Consider the following 20,466-nt stretch of genomic DNA (forward strand, 5'->3'; position numbering starts at 1 on the left):
GCAGGTCGGAACGATTCGTGCGTGTCCTCTCGTGACTCGCCCACTTTGAACACGTAGTCTCGTCAGCTCAACAACACCTGCTCGACCTTCGGCGCAGGGAGGTTCCGGCCGGTGACGGGAATCGCGACCGTTCTGTCAACAATCTCGTCGCGGAGTTCCTCCAAGATGGCGATCGGTGGCGCACACGCTCCTTCCATCAGGATGCGTTCTTCGGCGAACATTGCGGCGACTGTCTCGACGATCGCCTCCTCACTGACGGTGTGCATCGCATCCAGTTGCTCCCGCATCACCGCAAGCGGGAGGGCGAACGGGACGCGAGCCGCGATGCCCTCCGCGAAGGTATCGGCCTCGTCTTGCGGAGTGGGCTCGCCAGTCTGCCATGCCCTGTATACAGCGTCCGCGTTGGCTGCCTGTGCACCGATCACGTCGGCGTCGGTGACCGTCCCGACCGACAGCGCGTAGCCAGCGCCGATGCTGCCAGCGCCAATCGGTCCGAGAACAATGTCGACATCGGGTAAGTCCTCGGCAATCTCTAGGCCGCCGGTGCCTGCGCCAGCGATGACGAGTCTTTCGTTGCCGGGATGGACGTACCGATAACCCTTTTCGGCAGCCAGATCCTCGGCCCACTCAGCTGATTCGTCGTAGTTGTCGCCCACCACTTCGACGCGGCCATCGAGGCGTTCGATCCCATCTATCTGATTCTGTCCGGCATCTTCGGGAACAGCCACGATCGCCTCAGTGTCGAACCAGCGAGCGGCCTGTGCCACCGCTCGCCCGTAGTTGCCGGTGCTTGCCGTAATGACGCCGTGATCGCGGAATTCATCGGCCAGATTGGCGAGGAGATTCGTCACACCACGTATCTTGAAAGAGCCCGTCGGGAGAGTGTCCTCACGTTTCAGGTAAACTTGGGCGTCGTACTCTTCGGAGAGCCACTCACTTTTGATCAGCGGCGTCTGAGGCAGATACTCGCTGATCGTTTGCCGCGCTCGGTATACGTCTGTGGTCGTCGGGGGGGTTAGGTCGTGGTACTCAAAGACCGCAGATTCGTCCGGCGAATCAATGCGTTGGTATGTTGGCGGTGACATACTCGAGGTAGGTGCTCAAAGGGGCTGAAGCTACCCCTCACATAGTCGGGGTCGGGCCCCAGGATTCGCGATCGTTCAGCCAGGGTCCAGCAGCTTCGATTCGGCCCGCCGGAGGTGTTCAAGAAACGTCGTTTTCGCCACACCGAGTTCGGCGGCAAGTTCTCCCGCCGTCACCTCCCTCGGCCATTCGTAGTAACCCCGCTCACGTGCCAGCGCGAGGGCTTCCTGCTGGCGCGGTGATAGGTCACGTTCCCGCTCATCCATCGAGTGAGTCGTCGGCGACTCCACACCAGCAATCCGTTTGAGGCTGATATCGGCGTCTCGCTCGGCCCGAATGGTATCCAGTGTCTCGAGGACCTCTCGGCGGGAGGCATGGACCAGCACCGACCACTCTTCGTGACCGTCAACCATCTTCGGGAGCCCGTCGTAGACGAACCCGCGCGTGACGAACGAGGAGTCGATGCTGTTGGCGGCATCGAACTCGACGAAGATTTCGCGGGTGTGACTGCCGATAGCCGGGCCTTCCGGAGTCGCTCCCAGTTCTGCAACCGTATTCGTTAGCGAGGAGTCTCGGATCGTGCCGACGGTCTGGTCGAGGGCGGCCTCAGAGTCCCCGGATACGATGTATCGTTCGCGAGCGACTTGCCCGTCAGTTAGTGACCCGTACGCGAACAGTTCGGAGTCGACGGTGGCGGTCACCTGGAGGGCCCAGCACTCGGGGTGCCAGAGCTCGAACGACAGCGAGAGCAGTTCGGGCTGGGCACGGTCAGCCATACACAAAATTCATCATTGAGACATAAGATTCCTTCGCCCGGCTGGAAAATGGGTGAGAACAGTTGACATCAGCAGTAGCCATTATTGCTCCGATCAGAGATCAGCAATAGGGAGTGCCACCTTAGAAGTCGTATAAATATGCAGAATTCGCTGGATCCACTCTCGGATCGTGCCTGCCGGATGACCCAGGCCTACAAGACCGGAATCGAGCTCAGAAAAATACTACGAGATAGAGCGTGTCTTCGGTCTGCGGTGAGCGAGGTCACCATCTACACGGAGCATCTCAAAGACAAATATTCGGAGTGGCACCCAGCGCCGGATTCGTTCGAGGGAATGCTCAGGCTGTTCATTTACCGGAAGATCACGGGCGACAGTTACCGAACGCTCGAAACGTATCAGGAGCTCGCCGAGCCGTTCGGCTTGGACCACGTCCCCGACGAGTCCGTGCTGTCTCGCACTTGGCGAAATCGCTTCGACGACGGCGTCTGTGAGTACGTGACCGTCGCCGCCCACTTTGTTGTCAAGGAAATCCATGACCACGGTCCTGCTGTCTCGGCAGTGCGCCCGAAAGAGGAGGTCACTAACTCGAAGCTGGAGTCAGCTGAAGACGATGAGCAGGACGAGTTTGGGGGCGTTGAGTTCTCGGACGAGCAGATCAGCCGGACGACCCGCCTTGCACGAGACCACGGTTTCGATGGGTTCGACTCCGGGCGAGCGCAGAACGCCTCCTACGAGGACGTGCAATTCTTCGAGTTGCAGACGTTCATGGGAATGGTTGGGTGTGGAACTGCGCAGGGTGCCGCTCGGTTTCAGTTTCGTCGTGGCGAGGAGTACGGTCCGCACGGGGACACGCATCTACGGGCGATCAAGCAATTTGAGCCGGAAACACTAATAAAGGGATTTGATGAGGCGAGCGACCGATTACTCTCGGCTATCGCCTCGGAGGCATCGTTCCGTCGGCCAGTGACCGCAGCAATCGACATCACGACGATCCCTTACTACGGCGACGTCGAGGGAATGCCGATGGTCAGTGGGATGAAGGGAGAGGAAGAGCGGGCGTTCAAATTCGCGACACTCTCGATTGTCGGTGAAAACATCCCGCTCGTGCTCGCTGTGGAGCCGGTTCGGGAAAGCTCAGCGTGGGATAGGAATCCCCCGAATCAGGTTCACCGTGTTGTCCGGCAGCTCGTTCAAAGAGCGAAAGAACACGTCCCTATAGAGACAGTGCTGTGTGACCGCGAGTTCGATTCTAAGCGCGTCTACCAGACGCTCTCGAATCTCGGCGTGAACTACCTCGTTCCCACACGAATCAACAGTACTGAGCGGGAGGTCATCGAGACGATGGATGCCGATGGACAAAGTGTGGCGGTTGAATCGGCGTCCGTTCACGTCGAATCGGGACGTCACTCGATGCAGTTCCTGTACGTGCCGTCGACGAGTGGTGAGGGGACGACTGTCTTCGCCACGAATCTCCGAATCGGCCCGGAAGAGGCTGAGTCGTTCTGTCGCCGCTACAGCCGCCGCTGGCAGATCGAAAACGAGTACAAATCTATCAAGGGCGATTTCCTCGCGAAGACCTCCTCAAAAGACTACCGCGTCCGACTGTTCTACTTCGTGTTCGCCGTACTCCTCTACAATATCTGGCGACTCACAGATTTCCTGCTGAAAGCGGGCGTCGATGGCGAAATGGACTATGCGCCGGTCCTGACCGCGGGTGAGTGTGTCGAGATCGTCGTTTCGGCATTGATCCCGCCCGACTGAGTGACCGATTCTCCACCGTGGTCACCGCTTGGGAGTGGCGACGCTCTGTAGGAGCACAATAATCCGCGCAATTTCCCATGCTCGCCCGATTATCTCGTTCTGAATGAACAGGAATCGAGCTATTCGTTGGGAAATAGAATACGAACCGGCGGAGATTCGACTTGGAACTGGCCTATCCTCCGAAACTGTGTACTTAGCGCTTGCCAGAAGTTGAGACTGGTCGCCTCAATGCATACGGATCTGACACTGATTTCTTTGTACAGGATCTCTCGATCAGCCGAACCCTTGACTTAATTTGAGCGCGTCGTCGAACTCGGCCATTGTCGAGTCGTCGAGACTGCCAGCCACCGAATGGATTCGGTTCTCGACAGACACGACTCGAATTTGGTCAAGCCGCACGGAGGGGCTTTTTTCAAACAGTGAGTCCGACGCTTCCACAAGTAACGCCAATCAACCCGTCAAGAAGCGAGAACGATGATACCCGACCGAGGACTTCTTCCGTCCGACATACTACGGTCGGTAGCGGCCGAAGCTCACAATAGACACTGGATATTGAACGGAGCAGATAAAACGATATCAACACCTAGGAGTTTGCGTGATGAGAATAAACGGATCGCGCTCGCGGTTGTAGTCGGCGACGTCTCCGGCGACCGCCTCGATGAGTCGGCGATGAACTTCTCTGGCTGCTCGTCCCTCGTCTGGACTCAAGTAGCGGAGCCCGCCCAGATCCGTCCAGAAACCACCGTCAAGCCAAAAGAGTGTCTCATCGTCCGACTGGTGGATGATGTCGCCGTTATCGGTCAGTCCCTCGGTGTCGAGTTGGTGACCCGAGAGCTGGGCGCGTGCCAGCACCGCCACAAGTTGCCGGCGTGAAATGGATGTATGAACAGCAACACCGTCGATCAAACTCCCAAAGTAGGCTTCGACAATATCAATCGTTTGGGAGAACTCATCAAGCGTAACGGAATCTAACGGTATTGTATCTCTTGGTACTTCTCGAGTTTCCCAAGATCGAGAGCGGTTAAGTAATACGCCAGATGCAAGGTTGAGTTCAATACTATCCGCCGTTCGACAGTACTGTGTTCTATCCCTGCTCTCGTCCGCAGTGACCTCTTCTAAATACATATTCTCAGAGAGTTCCTTCGCACGTCTATAACAGGTGGCAATCGGGATATCTAGCTCTTGACTCAGCCAGCTAACTGATCGCGGTTCCTTCGCCGCCCGCAGTATATCTACGCTGTATTTCCGCCCGAGTACCGCAACTGCTTCCGTCGACATCTTGTTACCACAATTGATTCTCAAGGATGAATAGATGTACCCTATATTTATCGGACCAATTCTATTGGGGCCGATATGAAATGGTTCTCTAATCGAAAACATAATACAGCGGAACAACAAAATCGGATGTATGAGCGATGGAGACGCGTACACGGAACATACCCCCGCAGGACTTCTCGAGTTGTCTTCGGAACTGAATCAAGCTGGTTCTATCGAGGACATCTCTGTCGTTGCGGTCCGAATGTTGGATCTCAATTTTGATGCGCCTCTTTCGGCGATCTGGGAGTACGATGAAGAGGGAAACGAACTCCGCCCAATCGCCGAATCAACTGAGGCACAAGAGGTGATTGGCGATGCACCTATCCTTCCACTTGATTCTCTCGCCGGGCGTGTGTACAGACAGAATCGTCCGGAAGCGTTCGACGATGTCCACGAGGCCGATGGCACGTATAATTCAGACACCCCGATTCGGAGCGAAATTCTTGTGCCAATTTCAGATTTCGGCGTCTTGAGTGTCGGAGCTACTGAAGTAGATGCGTTTACCGAAAAAGACGCAGAACTGGCAAAACTCGTTGCTTCGAATCTTGAAGCTACAATCTCACGAATCCGACGACACGAGGAGCTACAGGCTGAACGTGATTGGACACACACGTTGTTTGAAGGCTCCAACGATGCCATTTTTATTAGTGATTCAGATGCGAATTTCGTCCAAGTGAATCAGGCTGCTTGCGAGTTAACTGGCTATGAGCGAGAGGAACTCCTCTCGATGCGTATTCCCGATCTTCACGACGAGGTTGACTTACATACCTATCAGGATTACCACGACCAAATTTTAGCTGGCGAACCGGCAACCACTGAAGCGAAACTGCTTCGGAGCGACGACAGTAAAATCGATGTCGAGTTCTCGAACCGTCGGATCGAGCGCGATGGGGCGGCCTATATGCATACCGTGGCGAGAGATGTGACGGAACAGCGGGAACGCCGACGTCGTCTGGAGTCATTTCAATCAGCTATCGAGAACGCGAGTGATGGGATTGCCATCTTAGACGACGAGGAGTACACGTACGTCGACCAAACGCATGCCGACATGTACGGGTTCGAGGACAAAAGCGAGTTACTCGGCCAGACCTGGCGTGATTTGTATACTGATGCCGTTGAAATCGAGCGCATAGAGGATGAGGCGTTTTCAGCGCTCCGGTCCGATGGAGAGTGGAGAGGCACTGTAACTGCATCTCCAGAAGGCAAGGGAGAATTCCCGACCGAACTATCGCTGACACGCTTGGAAGACGATCGAATCGTCTGTGTTGTCCGTGACGTGTCTGAAAAATATCGGCGTCAAGCGGAACTTCGGGAGAATGAGCGGCGTTTCGAGTCGGTGTTCGAAGATCCTGAGATGCTGGTGGCGTTATTAGAAACTGATGGTGAGACGATTGAGGCCAATGAAACAGCGCTAGACTACGTTTCGAACGACAAATCCGATATCTTGGGGGAACCGTTCTGGGAAGGAGACTGGTGGTCGCATTCCTCGGACCTACAAGAAGATCTTAAAGGCTGGATCGAACGAGCGGCTGCTGGCAAGTACGTCAGTTTCCAGGCGGAACATCCGGACCGGGACGGTAATATGCGGTTCGTTACGGGCACAATCCGTCCGGTTACAGGGGAATCAGGCGTCGAATCACTCGTTATTTCCAGTCGGGATATCACGCCCCGCGAGCAGCGCCGTCGCGAATTGGAGACGTTCCAACAGGCTGTCGAAGATGCGAAAGACGGCTTCGCCATCCTCGAAGATGGAGAATACACCTACATCGACAAGACACACGTGGATATGTATGGATTCGATGATACTGACCAACTCATCGGGAACTCCTGGCGGATGCTTTATGACGAAGATGAGGTAGAGCGCCTTGAGTCAGAAGCCTTCCCTGTTCTTGAGTCGGAGGGGCACTGGCGGGGCAAAGTAACCGGATCCCAACCAGACGGAACGACGTTCCCGGCAGAGATCTCTCTAACTATCATCGATGATGGTCCCCTCGTGTGTACTGTGCGCGATGAAACTGAAAGACAGCAACGGGAACGTGAACTCGAACTCAAGGAGCAAGCGATTGACTCCTCGAATGTTGGGGTTATGATCACCGACCCACAGCGAGAAGGCAACCCAATCGAGTACGTAAATAAAGGATTTACCGACATTACTGGCTACGAAGAAGACGACGCGTTGGGTCGTAATCCACGTTTCCTCCAGGGACCCGAGACAGACCCCGACGAAATATCGAAGCTCCGAGAGGCGATTGCGGCCGGTGAACCGGTGACAGTAGAATTGAAAAACTACCGAAAAGACGGGAGTGAATACTGGAATCGATTGTCCGTCACGCCAGTCACTGATGTAGATGGGACGCTTTCGAAGTTTATTGGCATACAGCAGGACGTAACAGGTCGGAGGCAACGGACTCGGAGCCTGGCAGAACAGAACCGGAGACTCGAATTGGTTCTTTCTGGAACGGACACTGGTATTGCAGAGTGGAGTCTTGAGACGGATCAGATATCGTTCGACAACACGCTTGTCGATTTACTTGGCCATGATCCGGACAACTATGAAGAGTTCGTACAGATCGTCGCGCCGGAAGATCGGGACCGTGTTCGTGAGTCACTAGAACGAGTCGGCGATATCGACGACTTGTCTGCGGATTTCAGAGTTATTGATGCCAACGAACAAACGCGATGGATACACACAGATGCTGTTCTGATACCCGATGACGAAACTGGAGAGAGACTTGTCGCGATTGCCACGGACATAACGGATCAAAAACGACGGATTCGGCAGATTCAACAGGAGCGGAAGCGATTCGAGATCCTCTCGGAAAGTCTCGAAGAATACGCCTTTGTACTTCTCGATGACGATGGACAGATCGACAGCTGGAACGATGGAGCAGCCGACATCTTTGGATATGACGAAGAAACTGCAATTGGTATGCCAGCAGCAGAGTTACACCCTGAACAGGATCAAAAACGTGGGATTGCTGATCGGTTATTAAAACAGGCATCACTCGCAGGAGAAAGTACTCACGAAGGACAGCGAGTCCGTCAGGATGGATCGTCGTTTCCTGCAGAAGTCTCATACGTCCCGCTTCAAACTGAAGATGGAGTGTTCCTGGGATACGGGATGGTCATCAGAGATCTTACTAACCAGCGTCAACAGCGGCGTAGAACAGAGCGGTTCGTTGAGGAATCAGTCGACGTCGTGTCTATCTTAGATCGCGACGGGTGTTTCACCTATCTTAGTGGCTCTGCTGAACGGGTTCTTGGATATGATCCAACTCAGCTAAATCAAGAGAGTGTCTTTGATATTATCCATCCTGAGGATCGGGAACGTGTAATGAAAGCGTTTTTCGCCGCCGTGGAGGATTCCGATTCAAGCGTTCAGCTAGAGTTCCAAGCAATGGATGCGGATGAGGAGTGGATTACTGTAGAGGCACGTGGACGGAATCTCTTTGACGATGAAGCAATTGGTGGGTTTCTGTTATATATACGTGACATCAGTAATATAAAAGAACAGACGAAAAAATTCGAATCCGTATTCAATCAAACGTTCCAATTGACGGGACTGCTGACCCAGAGTGGTGAAATCCTCGAGCTAAACGACCCCCTCACGGAGTTCGGCGGCACAGGTGTCGAAGAGAGCAGAGGCACACCACTCTGGGAGTGTCCTCTGTTCGCGCATTCGTCTGAAGTGCAAACTCAAATCAGACAAGCAGTTACTCAAGCATCTTCGGGTTCACTCGTTCGGTTCAACGTGGAAGCAGAAGGCGTTGATGGACTCGCCAGCTTCGACTTCTCGGTCAAGCCGATCTCAAGCCAGCACGGGGAGCTTAGCTTCTTGGTATTCGAGGCACGAGATGTTACAGCTCAGGAGCAGCGTCGGCAACACGTCCAGGTCTTACACCGGATTATGCGGCACAATATCCGAAATGATCTGACGAAACTGAGAGGGTATGTCGATCTGCTTGCGTCGGACACAGAGACAGACACTCGTGAACAGCGCGCTGCGACGATCCGAGACATTCTCGACAAGTGGGAAAGAATGGCAAACAAGACCCAAGAGCTCCAGAATATACTCACGAGCGAGAGCGCTCTCGCTTCCCACCAGAGTGCTCAGCAAATAGCTGAGGATATTCAAGCCAAAAAAGAAGACGAGCATGCTAATGCGAATATCACTATCACAGCCGACCACGATATAGAATCACAAATACCGAGTGACCTTGAGAAGGCGATTTCTGAGCTCGTTGAGAACGCCATCACAGCGAACGATACTGAGCATCCATCCGTACAGATCAGTGTCTCGCAACCCGATGAACGGTGGGTAGAGGTTTGTGTGTCCGATACTGGGCCTGGACTCCCGGAAATGGAGAAAAATCTCCTCGAAACTGGCGAAGAAACACCGCTAAGTCACGGTCAGGGGCTCGGATTGTGGATGGTGCGGGCACTGGTGACTCGTGCTGGGGGATCGATTTCAGTCGACACCTCGGGCGATGGGAGTGAGATCAGACTGGAAGTCCCCACCCAACCGGCTCGAGAGGACTCACAAAAACCGGGCACCGTGTCGTAAACTATGACCCAAAACGGAAACACAAAAATCCTAGTCGTCGAGGATGACCAGAGTTTGGCTGAGCTGTATGCAGAGTGGCTCGCAGACGGTTATGTTGTCGAAACCGCGTACTCTGGCGAAGAAGCCTTAGAAGCGTTTGATGCGACTGTCGATATCGTCCTTCTGGATCGGATGATGCCTGGGTTATCCGGCGGAGAGGTTCTTACGCGACTCAGACAATATGAGTCGAACTGCCAGGTGGTTATCGTCTCTGCGGTGACACCGGGCTTCGATATCGTCAAAATGGGATTCGATGCGTATCTCGAAAAGCCCGTTGAAGCTGACGACCTCGAAGACGTTATCTCCCAGATGCTCACTCGTGCCGAGTACAACGAGGATCTGCAAGAGCTGTTCTCGCTGATAGAACGCCAATCGACCTTGGAAGCGGTCATGGACGCAGATACCCTCGAAACGAGCCCGAAATACCAGGCACTCACGGACCAAATCACAGAACTCGAGGATAAAGTCGAACGGTACCTTCAGAACCTGCCAGACAGGGATTTTCGAGTGGCTATTGAGCGCCTGCAACGAACAGCAGCAGAGCGCAGGGAACAACAGCAGTACCAGTCCCTCACTGAAGACGTCCTGGACACATCAGAGGAAGGGATCGTTGTAGTTGATCGCGACGGACTGGTGGTGTGGGCAAACGAAACTACGGAAGAATTACTCGGAGTTGACAGAGACGATATCCAAGGGTCTGACTACAGTCGCATTGCTTCTGAATCGTACAAGGAATATCCCTCAGGTGAGCAAACACTGTCTGACCTCGTAACTCATTCTCTAGAGAATATGAATTCCGAAGTCGAAGCCGTCGTCCGTATCCCTGAAACGGCTTCGAAAGAGCAGCAATGGTTGGAGTACTGGAGCGGGCCGATCCAAACTGGTCTTTATGCCGGTGGGCGGATTGAACACTACCACAATATTACAGAGAGGTACGCGTATGAACAACAGCTTGAGGATCTGCATGCCGTTTCTCGCGATCTAATGACAGCGGACTCGGAACGTAGCATCGGCGAGACCGTGACAACTGCCGCAGTCGGGGAACTCGGATTCGAGCTTGCCGCGATATATACACGAGAAGAGCACACAGGACGCTTGGTCCCACTAGCACACGCATCCACGGAAGATGTTATTGAAATTGACCTTCCCACTATCTCTGAAGGAGACACACCAGTCTGGACAGCCTACGTGACTCGAACAGAACAGTTGAGTCCCGAAGACGAAGACGTTACAGATACCCAGTCAAGCCAGTGGTTGACAGAGGAGTTCTCGTCGTGGCGACTCTACTCACTAGAATCAGAGGGGGTTCTGTTGGTGGGTATGACCACGACGCCAGAGATTCCCTCGAGAAAGAACAAATTGGCAAAGACGTTAGCAGCGAACGCAGCAAGCGCATTCGAACGAACAGCTCAAGAGGCGGCCCTTCGGGAACGTGACCAGCGGTTAAACGAGCAAAACGAACGGCTGACACGACTGGGTCGCATCAACACACTGATACGGTCGATAAGTGCCACGGTTATCAGTTCAAATACACGAGAAGAACTGGAGCAAGAGGTCTGTAATGCTCTAGCTCACTTGGATCTGGTTAGTGGGGCTTGGATCGGTAAAAAAGATATTAATACGAATACGATCGAGGTCAGAGCCAAAACGGAGTCGCTCCAATATCAAAACGTGGGAGCGGACGACGGTCCAGCAGATGACAATACCCAACGGAGTAACTCTACATTGCCACCTGCTGAACGGGCATACAGGATTGAAGATTCGGTCGTGGAGAGCGACTTAATGACCGCTCGCTCCGAAACGGAGTGGGAACAAGACGCACTGAAAAATGGCACCAACTCGATTGTGGCTGTACCACTACAGAGCGAGGCTTCGATCCTTGGCGTATTAGAAGTCCACTCCAAACTGCCAAACGCCTTCGCTGAAGAAGAGGTGACAGCCCTCACAGAGCTCGGTCAGATAATAGGTCACGGGATATCAGCACTCCGGCAAAAGGCGGCGCTCCTATCCGGTGGGGGTACACTCCTCGAGATCCAGTTTGAGGACGATACTGGCCTTGCAACTCTTGTTTCGGATATGGAGACTGATCTCGAAGTGTTGAATGTAGTGACTGAGAGTCCAGATCACCTCCTGTTCGCGCGAGTGACCGGTGAAAACGTGACCCCCGAGGCGTTCGAAGCCGCTGGTTTCGATCCAGAGATGGTCATTTTGAGCGACTCTCGAAATGGTATCTACTGTAAAGTCCCGGTGCGGAACAGCAGCTTTTGCGAGAAACTGACCGACCAAGGAGTTGCGATAAATCAAATCACAAACGCTTCCGAGTCCGACGAGATCGTTGTTTCAGTAACTGTGCCATTCACGGTCGATGTCGGGGAATATCTGAGTTCACTCCGGGAGGACTACAGCGATCTCACCCTGTTATCCAAACTGGATAGTGAGCGAGGAGAAACCAATACCTCTCTCTCAGCACGGCTTGATGGAGCTCTTACTGCCCGACAAGAAGAAGTCCTGCAGACGGCGCTCTACGCAGGGTATTTTAATTGGCCGCGGGATGCCGATTCGACGTCGATTGCCAAGACTCTCGATATCGCACAGTCAACGTTCAACCAACATCTTCGAGCTGCTGAGTCTAATCTGCTGACGACTCTCTATCAGGATTCAACCGAGCCGTGACCTGCCTCAGTATCACGTTCTACAGTACTCGGGCTGTCCTGCTTATCGACATTCGGAAAACTGGTTCCAAATAGTGAGCCTTTCCATATAGGCATTAAATTTGACAACCCGATATTAGAGGGTAGAAGACGTTTTATTATAGAATAGATCTATTCTGTATGGCAGAAAGCTCTCCGCACCGAGAGTCCAGACCCGAAGGATGGAGTACAGACTCCCAAATAGTGCGTGAATTTGATAGACCTGTCCGTGTCTCGGAGGCGGTCATTGAGACACTTATGGAAGCTGTCGAATACTGGCCGGACCTCAATAGATCTCCTCCAGTATTCGAATTCGTGGATGCAGACAAGTTAGATGGCTTGTTCAAAACGCGTGCAGTCGACGAGACCAGTCATATGCCCTCTGTGGAGTTTCTCTTTCAGGACGCACTTGTGACGGTCATGTACGCATCAACGGTGCGTGTCATCGTCGAACGAGATACGTGAGTGAGAATAGATGACCCATTCCAGTACCGTTCTGATCGTCGAAGACGAAGAGAATCTCGCTGACTTGTTTGGCATTTGGCTACAGGAGCAGTTCGAGGTTCATGTGGCCTATTCCGGGGAAGATGCACTGGAAATCTTCGCTGAGGAACCGATTGATATTGTCCTTTTAGATCGTCGAATGCCGGGCCTCTCTGGCACGGAGGTGCTACAATCAATTCGTGAAGGCGGCGATGCCCAGCAGGTGATCATGGTAACAGCTGTTCAGCCAACGGAAGACCTAGCGTCCATCGATGTGGATGACTATCTTCTCAAACCAATCGACCGGACGAAGCTTCTTCGAGCTGTGGAAGCTGCGGAGCTGGTTCTAACATACGAAGATTCACTCACAGAGCTTCTCTCACTCACCGCGAGGAAAGCCACGTTAGAAGCGAACCTCGACAAAACAGAGCTGGGACAGGACGAGGGATACGGCGACCTCCTCCAGAGAATACGGGAGTTGGAGGAGGAAGCTGATACGACACTTCAGCGTCTCGAAACAGATTATCAGATCGATATGCTGGTCAGAGACCAGCGTATCGGATCCCAACCTGTAGAACAGTTCTGATATGGTGCGAGGAGCCGTGGCATCCACTAATTGTGCTACCAGCAGCAGCATCGAAGTACTCGCAGAAAATAAATATCCGCTGCTCATCGGATTGGTCTTCGTACGAGCTATAGATGCGAGTCTCACGTACTATGGGCTAAGCATCGGACTGCGAGAAGCCAATCCGATTGTCGTACTTACTGTTGAGACTCTCGGAATCATCCCCGGCCTATTCTTTCTCTCGTCGGTGTCACTAGTGTTATTATTCTTTCTTGGTGAATACTTGCTTCCCTGGGTCGCACAATCGAGACATAATATCGATCTGTGGAGCAATGTAGCATACCTTTCAGTCTTGGTCGTATGGAGCGCTGTGTCGCTTCATAACATGGTACTCATTTGGATATGAGATTGATCGAGTTTGTCGGTTTATTATTGTATGTTTCAATTGTGTTAATTATATCATTTGCTATGCTGCTTTCTCTGCTTTAATTTCCGCAATGAAGGTCCAAACCCTCATTTTATAAACGGTTTAGGAGGATGCCTTATCGCAGCGGCAATTCACGGATTAAAAATGGATAGAGTATTGACACCTATTAGCAGAGGCAATCTACGAGTTACACTATACATGACATCCTCCGCGCCGTGAACGGCGCGGTTTCTCAAGCGTTGGGATATTATGGCTCTGTTGAAACCCTCTGAATTTGACAGGAGTGGCGTGCAAATATAAAGTATAGATTCAGCAGATAGTTCTCGCGCAGACTAAACCCGCTCGCGTCTTCGTGTTCGGGAGGTATCCTGTCAACTGATTAGTTCACAAATGCGATGGCAATTTATCCTTTCTGGATCTACACGGCTCACATTCGTATTGATCTCCTCAGAATGTCTCGTTCAGTCGGCACATTTTTTATCAGTTCGACAATCAGCTCAGTCACTGGTTGTGGGATATCGCTCACTCTTGCTCACTACGATAATTCGTTAGTTAATATTCAATTCTGGCCGATAACTCTGAGTCAACGGTACTGACAACAACAGACGCACTGGCTGATTCAGGGACAGGGAGTTCTATCCCGCACTGAGTACATCGGATTAGACTGATTGTGTCTCCCTTTCCGAGAAGATTGTATCCCCTCGGCTGACTGTTCTCCTCACGCTGGAACTGTTGCGTACAGTTCGGACACTCGGTGTCTGGAAGTGGTTCCATACTGAAATATATCCCTCTCTGCCAATCTGTTATTCTAGCTGGATAAACGGAGGTTCGGTCGTATGATCCACTAACCGGACATCGCCGACTGCCCCAACGTCCCCCTTTTGTAATTGGAGATACTGTAGTCCACTCGCTTCACGCCACGTTTCAATAACCTGTGAGGCAGCATCCTCGAAAAAGTCCGCAATTTCTGCTCCCATCACCTTCGGGTTATGAATGTCCACTAGCGTGTGATTCTCGTTGAGCAGATTAGCCTCCAGCCAGTATCGAAACTGGCGAGCCTCTTCACGTCCCACAGTATGCACCTGTGCTTCGGTGTTAAACAGCATAAACAGCCCATCTCCATTTTGCCGATTCTCAATCTCTTGTATCAGATAGGTTAACCCGGCGTCCTCGTCCTGTAGGTCGTAGACGTTTGGCCCACTTCCCCATGCACCAACCGCATCGAGAACGAAAAGACGGTTCTCGTCTCGCAGGTCAGTAAGCGACTCTCCAGACCGTTGTAACCACTTCGCGACATGTTCGGGCGGTGTTTTAACACGTGGAACGAGCACAACCGAGAGATTCTCGTCCAGCGCAGTAGACACCATGCTGAACAGCAGTGGATCCAGTTTCGCCTGCCCCCCATGGGTCAGCACAGTCCCACTGCCGAATGGAAGCCCACCGCCTAGCAAGTCATCTAACCCCGGAATGCCTGTGGGCAAATCCGTTCGAATTGCCAGCTCCTCCGGCGTCGTCCGGTTGCGGGGGATAACACGAATCCCTTCAGTGCTGAATGTGAGTTCGAGCTGGCGGGTGTCATGATTGACGCCTCGCATTTTCATCACATCGAGGAACCGCCGGAACGAATCACGAATCTGTTCCCGCCAGAGCCGAATGACGCCATAGACGTTATACTGGACGGCATCAGGCGTGGACAGCGACTCGACATGGTTGCTCCGAGGGCCTGAGCCGAGGTGTTCGGCGGTAAACAGTGCAGTTGCGTCGAAGTCGTCATTGAACAATTGGATGAGATCAAGGACGCCCCGTCGGTACACATCAGGGTTTTCTGACATGGGTCGAAGCCCGGAGATACTGTCAAGGACAACACGGTCTGCATCGGAATATCGCTCAAGTACCTGTGGGATGCGCTCAGCGTTGAATGGAGCAGAGAACCCTTCCCCAATTATCTCGCCGTCATCGAATGTTTCGATGACGAGTTCGGGGTCGTCGCTTTCGAATGTCCGACCGGTGCGGGCATGGAGGGATGTAATGTCGAGATCCTCGTGAGTCAGGTCGAACGTGAACGGTGCAAAGGCCTCGTGTAACTCGTCGATTGGCTGTTCGGTACTGATGAACAGACACGAATCGCCGTTTTCCAGCCCGGCTTGAAGGAACTGCATTGCGAGGGTCAATTTGCCCGTTCCGGGTGTCCCAGTAAGCAGTGTTGTCCGCCCAGCAGGGTAACCACCGGCCAGTATCTCGTCCAATACGTCCGACCCAGTCGAGTATTGCTTCGGTTGGTTCGAAGCAAAAGTGTCCACCATTACGCTCTAATTAAAACGGCTGTCATATAAACGTAGGACTGGTGTCATTATGCTGATGAAAATCACAACATTATCTTGGGTAGATCACCAGTGACCAACGCAGTATCACCCTGTGCCAGCGCATTCAGTGACCTATCATGATCAAGATGCTGACGCTCTTACTACTCAGGGGAGATAGTGAGACCCCGTTCTATGTTGAGAACGACGCATTTGATGACGAGTTCGCGGAATTGCTTCCACCACCGGCGTGACCGTACGAACGCACCGAACTTCTGTTTGATCGCCGCGTTGACTGTCTCATTCATGTTTCGGCAATGGTAGAGGTCGCCGTCCAGCCGTGCATTCTACGCCTTGTGTAGTGGGGTAAACTCCCGGTGCTTGATCATCGGCCGAATAGCGTGATCTCGGGCGAGACGTCGATGTTTCTGGTCGTCATACCCCTTGTCACCAATTAACACTTCGATGGACTCTGCATTTCGTTTCACTACCTGTGATGCAATCTGTGTATCGTGCTTCCGCGTTGTCGTCACGTGAATGTCGAGCACGGCGTTTGTCGCCGTATCGACCAATAGAGTCGTCTTCAATTGCTGGATGGTGAGGTTTGTTCGCTTCGTGTAGTGGGCTGAAGTGTGGGCTCGTTCAAACCCAGACGCATCGATACCGGTGATTCCGTTGACCGGCAAATCTGTGATCGAGACGTTCAGCAGAACCCGCCAGACGGCCATCTCCAAGCGATCGAACGCCTTGCAGAGTGTCGAGGGTGCGGGAATCGAATCGAGCTCAAGGGCCTCACGAATGCGAGGCATCTCGATGAGTTCGTCAACCAGATCGCGGTACGTGGTCGTCTTCTTCACTTTCAGGCAGAGCAAAACGACGTGTTGGCGGAGCGTGAACCGTTTCCGTGAATAGCGTGTCGAGAACTGTGCCACAGCACGGCGAGCCAGTATCATAGCCCGTTCAACGAATTGAAGGAGTCGTGATTTCGGGAAAGCATCCATTTTGTCCTGCACTACTCGCCAACCATGTTAGTCAACAAGGGTTTCAACAGAGCCGATATTATGGTTCGCGGGACGCCCACTCTTGTGGGGCGACTTGCCCCGTGGATTTGTCGAACAGGCGCACCGCTGGCTGTGCCATCCAGCCGTTATCCCTATCTCCCCCGTCACAGACGAGATTCGGGAGTACCTTCTGTCGGATGTTCTCGGCTCCGTTCACGTCGGCGTTGGCGACCACCCCGCACTCGTCGCAGACGTACAGCCCACGTTCGACGCGCTGGCTGTCGTCGGTCGTCCCACAGGATGCACACGATTTGGACGTGCCGCGCTCGTCCACGAGCTCGACGCTGATGCCGCGCTCGGCGGCTTTGTATTCCAGCATCTCGATGAAGCGGTCGAACGCCCATCCGTGCAGGTCCAGATTGCCGTGGTCGCCCCAATCGGCGTCCTCGCGGATACCAGAGAGGTCGCCCACGGCAATCGTCCCGACGTTGCGGGCCGCACACTCAGCTACCACATCCTTCGAGACGGCGTGCAAGAAGTGGTCACGCCGCCCCCGGCGCTTCCGGTCTAGTCGTTGCGCTTTGTGGGAGTCGCTGTCGTCTCACGTCGCTCGCTCCTTCTGGAAGTAGTAGTCGTCCTCTTTGAGTGCGCCGCCGGGGTACAGCAGGGCCTCGTCTCCGACCGCGACGGCGGCAAAGTTGCAGATGCCGAGGTCGATACCTGCCACCCGGTCGCCGGGAGGGTCCGGGTCGCCAGTGTCGACGCGACAGACGATGTGCAACTCCCACTCCTTACCGGTCCAGACCGCCCGGACCTGCTGGACGTGCTGTACGTCCACATCCGGGTCGGTGGCGTACTCGCAGAGAACGAAGTCCGACCACGACTTTTTGAGATTCGCTCCTTTCGAGAGTCGAATCCTGTTGTGGTCGGGGTCGTGTTTGAAACCGTCCTCTTTGAACGTGACCGTCGAGCGGGGATGCTCGTCGCCCTGCTTGCGGTAGCCGGGTGGGTTCGCGTCCCCGTTGCCCTTTTGACGGTGGGCGTACCACGAGTCGAACGCTTCAGCCAATTCTTCGAGAATTGCCTGACTGGATTGAGCGTTCAAATCCGCGTAGCGTTCGTGACTCTTGAGGTACGCTTTGAGCGTGCCGTGGTCTGGAATCGTGCCGGTTTCACTCCAGATACAGTCGCAGGTCCACCGGGCGACGTTCCAGAGTTTCGAGGCGGCGAACCCAAGCGAATTGAGGTCGTCGCGCACCTGCTGGTGGTTGCGAATGGACGCAACGTAGGTGCGCGTGACCAGATTCGCCATACATAGCCTGTGGCGGAGTGGCTACATAATGGCGTGCCAACCGGAGTGAAAGTGGAATATCCGGCCCGACAGACCCGCGTGGACTGTGGCACCGGGCTTACGCGATTCACGCCCGGCGTGAACGCCGGGATTCTCTCGCTGTTAGAAGATAGTAAGGCCAACACTTAGACGTTGACAATATTGATCAGGTATATCTATTGGGTTCAGAATTATGTTCTTCCTCAATAATAATCGAACCGGATACCTCTCAAACTGGTATCCAGCGAAGCGTCAGAGGCACACCCACCCCACCCCCCACCCCCGTTTAATTAAATATAACACGCGTTTTGAGTTCGTTCTACTTTCTATAGACTGATGCCCTACACCAGTCAGTCCTGTCGGACTGTGTTTCGACGGATCGCCCAACGACAATATAGTGAGTGGCCGGCGTACAATTCGACACCACTGTACGATCGAACGTCGCTCGCTGGACTGGAATCTGATATCCGGACAGTCTCAGAGACGTGGTTCGATCACGATAGTCACGACTCTATCGAGGAGTTCGTCTGTGCACTCCCGCTAGCCTACTTTCGATTTAGCGCCCATGATCAGTATGCGGGGTCGACACGCTACCAGATGGCCACTCTCTTCCGGGTGTTCGTCCTGCAAGAATGCCATAGGTGGGAGCACGAAACCGCACTCGTTGGCTACCTCAGGAACCACCCTGAACTCCGCGATAAACTGGGGTTCGAGACGATCCCGTACCAATCGACACTGTGGCGAAGCTGGCACGAGCGGTTCACCCCTGACCTCCGAGAGACTGTCGAGACAGCGGCTCGAACGATTCTCATCAAAGCACAGAATGCAGGTGTCGCGGTTCCGCGTGAGCCGGCACGAAAGCTCCGATACCACGGGAACGAGTCTGGTGAGTCAGACCCGAATGATCAAACTACGTTGGAGCAGGCAGAGAAGATCACCGGACACGTCAGCTGCATCGTGTTCCCGGCGTTTTCGCTGGAACGTGGTGAGGGCTGTGAGATACACGAGAACGCCTACTGGGACTTACAGACATATCTCGGACTTCGCGAGCGGCTGGCTGCGAACGAAGGGGCTCGTAGTTTCCTCTACGAGTCGACTCGGGATCGGACGCCGCTGGGGCACGCCCATCGGGAGCACATCCGTGACCTCTCGATTGAACAGATTCGAGCGATGTACCGGCAGGCCGTCACTCGGCTCCTGAACGAAGTTGCCGGGACAGAGCAGTTCTTTCGAGCCGGAATCGTCGCGATCGACATTACCGAAGCTGATCCGTTCACCGGCGATAGAACGGGCCACGAGGACGAGATCATCGGGACGAAGGAGAAAACCGACGAATACGCCTATCAGTGGGCGACAGTCCAGCTGGTCGGCAACGCCGTTCCGATTGTGCTAGACGCGCGCCCCGTCCGAAAGGGAGAGACACGACTGGAAATCGTCGAGGACTTGCTGGATTCGGCTGAGGACTTCGTTCACGTCGATAACGTGCTGATGGACCGGGAATTCGATAGCCAGCACGTCCTGGAGATGATCAGCCAGCGTGGACTGTCCTACGTCGTCCCGAAACGGATGCAGACCAGCGAGAGAGCCCAGGCCAAGCGATTGCTCCAGCGCGATCAAGGCCGATATGAAACTGACCGGAAGCTCCACCTCGGCAAGAATGAGTGGCACGAGACGACGCTGATCTACCGACGGAAAGAGGACTCCGCGCACGACGATCACCGGCAGTACTCGGTGTTCATGACGAACCGGGGGAGCGGACACCTCACGGAGTACGGGTATCGGTGGGAGATCGAGAGCGGCTATAGATCTATAAAACGGTTCATGGCGGCGACGACGTCGAAGGATTTCGGGCTACGGTTCTTCTACTTCGCATTCGCCTGCCTGTTGTACTCGATCTGGCGGGCTGTCGATCTGCTCGTGCAGGTTGAGTTGACTGGTGAGTACGAACATTCACCGATCGTAACAGCCGACAACACGCTGACGCTGCTGAAGAAGGAGACTGGAATCGGATAGTGAGGGAGCTTTCTCCGTGTTAGCGCGGCGTCTGAGTGGCTACACTGTTGGAAGTCGCGAAAATTCGCCCATACAATTGAAGTATGACAGGAATGACCGCTTGGGGAGTGATTTGAG

At 53.8% G+C, this 20,466-nt stretch carries 11 protein-coding genes and 3 pseudogenes; 7 read left to right on the plus strand and 7 right to left on the minus strand.

Annotation, left to right across the window (positions count from 1 at the left end; genetic code table 11):
* Window positions 1–62 precede the first annotated feature (62 nt).
* Both ACQUQ1_RS16165 and ACQUQ1_RS16170 read right to left on the minus strand, forming a co-directional pair.
* Window positions 63–1,085 carry a threonine ammonia-lyase gene (locus tag ACQUQ1_RS16165; protein WP_435065349.1) on the minus strand — a complete coding sequence of 341 codons (1,023 nt, stop codon included), beginning with the start codon at window positions 1,083–1,085 and terminating at the stop codon, window positions 63–65.
* Window positions 1,086–1,160: 75 nt separating this feature from the next.
* Entirely contained in the window at window positions 1,161–1,859 is a 699-nt protein-coding gene (locus tag ACQUQ1_RS16170; protein ID WP_435065350.1) for a helix-turn-helix domain-containing protein, read from the minus strand.
* A 138-nt stretch (window positions 1,860–1,997) separates the two neighbouring features.
* Between ACQUQ1_RS16170 and ACQUQ1_RS16175 the strand changes: the two genes are divergently transcribed.
* Complete coding sequence (locus tag ACQUQ1_RS16175; protein WP_435065351.1) at window positions 1,998–3,620, plus strand: transposase; 1,623 nt, start codon at window positions 1,998–2,000, stop codon at window positions 3,618–3,620.
* Window positions 3,621–3,893: 273 nt separating this feature from the next.
* Here ACQUQ1_RS16175 and ACQUQ1_RS16180 read toward each other — a convergent pair.
* A pseudogene (locus ACQUQ1_RS16180) lies at window positions 3,894–4,064 on the minus strand (type II toxin-antitoxin system PemK/MazF family toxin); the annotation flags it as partial.
* 132 nt (window positions 4,065–4,196) lie between these two features.
* The gene (locus ACQUQ1_RS16185) at window positions 4,197–4,598 is read right to left on the minus strand and encodes a hypothetical protein (protein WP_435065418.1); all 402 of its coding nucleotides are present in this window, start codon (window positions 4,596–4,598) and stop codon (window positions 4,197–4,199) included.
* A gap of 430 nt (window positions 4,599–5,028) precedes the next feature.
* Here ACQUQ1_RS16185 and ACQUQ1_RS16190 point away from each other — a divergent pair, with 430 nt between their 5' ends.
* The 5 genes from ACQUQ1_RS16190 to ACQUQ1_RS16210 all read left to right on the plus strand — a co-directional run bounded on the left by ACQUQ1_RS16190 (window position 5,029) and on the right by ACQUQ1_RS16210 (window position 13,684).
* Window positions 5,029–9,501, plus strand: coding sequence for a PAS domain S-box protein (locus ACQUQ1_RS16190; protein ID WP_435065352.1), 4,473 nt, complete (start codon window positions 5,029–5,031; stop codon window positions 9,499–9,501).
* Between the two features lie 3 nt (window positions 9,502–9,504).
* Window positions 9,505–12,213 (plus strand): response regulator, encoded by a 2,709-nt coding sequence (locus ACQUQ1_RS16195; RefSeq protein ID WP_435065353.1) that lies wholly within the window; start codon window positions 9,505–9,507, stop codon window positions 12,211–12,213.
* 158 nt (window positions 12,214–12,371) lie between these two features.
* A complete protein-coding gene (locus ACQUQ1_RS16200; RefSeq protein WP_435065354.1) occupies window positions 12,372–12,695 on the plus strand; it encodes a HalOD1 output domain-containing protein in 324 nt (107 codons plus the stop codon).
* A 10-nt stretch (window positions 12,696–12,705) separates the two neighbouring features.
* Window positions 12,706–13,299, plus strand: a complete 594-nt coding sequence (locus tag ACQUQ1_RS16205) for a response regulator (RefSeq protein ID WP_435065355.1) — start codon at window positions 12,706–12,708, stop codon at window positions 13,297–13,299.
* Between the two features lies 1 nt (window position 13,300).
* Window positions 13,301–13,684, plus strand: coding sequence for a DUF5658 family protein (locus tag ACQUQ1_RS16210; protein WP_435065356.1), 384 nt, complete (start codon window positions 13,301–13,303; stop codon window positions 13,682–13,684).
* 824 nt (window positions 13,685–14,508) lie between these two features.
* On the opposite strand, the gene ACQUQ1_RS16215 is transcribed toward ACQUQ1_RS16210, so the two are convergent.
* The 3 genes and pseudogenes from ACQUQ1_RS16215 to ACQUQ1_RS16225 form a co-directional block, all read right to left on the minus strand.
* Window positions 14,509–16,008, minus strand: coding sequence for an RAD55 family ATPase (locus ACQUQ1_RS16215; protein WP_435065357.1), 1,500 nt, complete (start codon window positions 16,006–16,008; stop codon window positions 14,509–14,511).
* A gap of 161 nt (window positions 16,009–16,169) precedes the next feature.
* Window positions 16,170–17,006: pseudogene (locus tag ACQUQ1_RS16220) on the minus strand (IS5 family transposase).
* A gap of 58 nt (window positions 17,007–17,064) precedes the next feature.
* Window positions 17,065–18,318, minus strand: a pseudogene (locus tag ACQUQ1_RS16225) (RNA-guided endonuclease InsQ/TnpB family protein).
* Window positions 18,319–18,672: 354 nt separating this feature from the next.
* On the opposite strand from ACQUQ1_RS16225, the gene ACQUQ1_RS16230 reads away from it, so the two are divergent.
* Window positions 18,673–20,349 carry a transposase gene (locus ACQUQ1_RS16230; RefSeq protein WP_435065358.1) on the plus strand — a complete coding sequence of 559 codons (1,677 nt, stop codon included), beginning with the start codon at window positions 18,673–18,675 and terminating at the stop codon, window positions 20,347–20,349.
* Window positions 20,350–20,466: the final 117 nt, after the last annotated feature.

The organism is Halobaculum sp. EA56, assembly GCF_051195075.1.
In the GTDB taxonomy this organism is placed as follows: domain Archaea; phylum Halobacteriota; class Halobacteria; order Halobacteriales; family Haloferacaceae; genus Halobaculum.